Here is a 1,406-nt window from a genome sequence, read left to right as displayed (position 1 = left end):
GTAAGCGCTCCAGCAACCCCATCTTCTAGAACTGACTGGCGCCGGCCACACTGGTGACCTCTGATCATTGGAGGACGCCATGAACGAACTAACCTCGACGCAGGCCTACTGGCTGGGCCACCTGTTTCATGCCTCGTCCCGGCAATTGGCGTTGAGCGAGTATGCCGAGGAGCAGAGGCTGGCACTGGCGGCGCTGCTGGCGTGGGAGCAGCGTCTCGCGGTGCAGGGCGTGCCGGTACCGCCGCGTCATCGACCGCTGCGCTTCGTCGCCGTGGAGGTGGCGCGATGATCCGGCCGGACACCGGACTGCGGGTCTACTTGTGCCGCGAGCCGGTCGACATGCGCAAACAGATCGACGGGCTCGCCCTGCTGGTCCAGGAGGCGATGGAACTCAACCCCTTCGAGGAGGCAGTGTTCGTGTTCGGCAACCGCCAGCGCGACAAGGTGAAGCTGCTGTTCTGGGAGCGCAACGGCTTCGTGGTCTGGTACAAGCGCCTGGAGCGCGAGCGTTTCAAGTGGCCTGACCGCCTGGAGGGCGACACCGTCACGCTCTCGGGCCAGGAGCTGAACTGGCTGCTCGACGGCTACGACCTCAGCGCCATGCGACCTCACAAGACCTTGGAATTTCAATCAGTTGGGTAGTCTTCCCACTCCCCTTGAGTGGTGGAATCCGGTAAAATAGTGGCATGACGTCCACCGCTTCCCACACCGCCGATACGGTCGACCAGCTGCAGCGCAAGCTAGCCGCCGCCGAGGCCGAAAATGACCGCCTGTTGGCCTTGATGGCCAAGAAGGAGGCCCAGTGGGAAGCCGCCAAGGCGGCGTTGTTCGAGCAGTTCCGCCTGGCCACTGAACGCCTGTTCGGCCCCTCCACCGAGAAATACCGCGTCGAACAGGGCGATCTCCTTATCAACGAGGCCGAGGTGGCCGTGGATGAGGAGGATGCCGCTGCCGCCGATCAGTCGGCCACGGACGAATCCGCTGCCGAGACCCGCCAGCCGACCCAACGCCGTCCCCGCGGCGGTCGCCTGGCCTTGCCGCCCGAACTGCCCCGCGTCGAGGTCGTGCACGAGCTGCCCGAAGCCACCCGCCACTGCGCCGAGGATGGCACCGAGCTCAAGGTCATCGGCGAGGAGGTCAGCGAGGAACTGCATGTGGTGCCGGCACGGGTCGAGGTGATCCGCCACGTGCGTCGCAAGTACGCCTGCCCGGCCTGCGAAGAGGGCGTGCAGATCGCCCCGGCGCCGGCCAAGCTGCTGCCAAAGAGCAACGCCAGTCCGACCCTGCTGGCCTACTTGGCCACCGCCAAGTATCAGGATGCCTTGCCGCTCTATCGGCAGAGCCAGATCTTTGCCCGGCACGGCATCGAGATCCCGCGCAACACCCTGGCGCGCTGGATGGTGCAG

At 65.6% G+C, this 1,406-nt stretch carries 3 protein-coding genes; all 3 read left to right on the top strand.

Features of this window, described 5'->3' with window-relative positions; all coding sequences use genetic code 11:
- Positions 1-79: 79 nt before the first annotated feature.
- Positions 80-289 (top strand): hypothetical protein, encoded by a 210-nt coding sequence (locus tag BDK63_RS18275; protein WP_183334576.1) that lies wholly within the window; start codon positions 80-82, stop codon positions 287-289.
- On the top strand, positions 286-642 hold the full coding sequence (tnpB, locus tag BDK63_RS18270) for an IS66 family insertion sequence element accessory protein TnpB (protein ID WP_183334574.1): 357 nt from the start codon (positions 286-288) through the stop codon (positions 640-642). Before BDK63_RS18275 ends, tnpB begins: the two co-directional genes overlap by 4 nt.
- Positions 643-686: 44 nt before the next feature.
- On the top strand, positions 687-1,406 hold a 720-nt coding region (locus BDK63_RS18265), incomplete at its 3' end, for an IS66 family transposase zinc-finger binding domain-containing protein (protein WP_183334572.1).

Source organism: Halomonas campaniensis (assembly GCF_014193375.1).
Lineage (GTDB): Bacteria > Pseudomonadota > Gammaproteobacteria > Pseudomonadales > Halomonadaceae > Halomonas > Halomonas campaniensis.
This window is presented reverse-complemented; position numbering and strand designations above follow the sequence as displayed.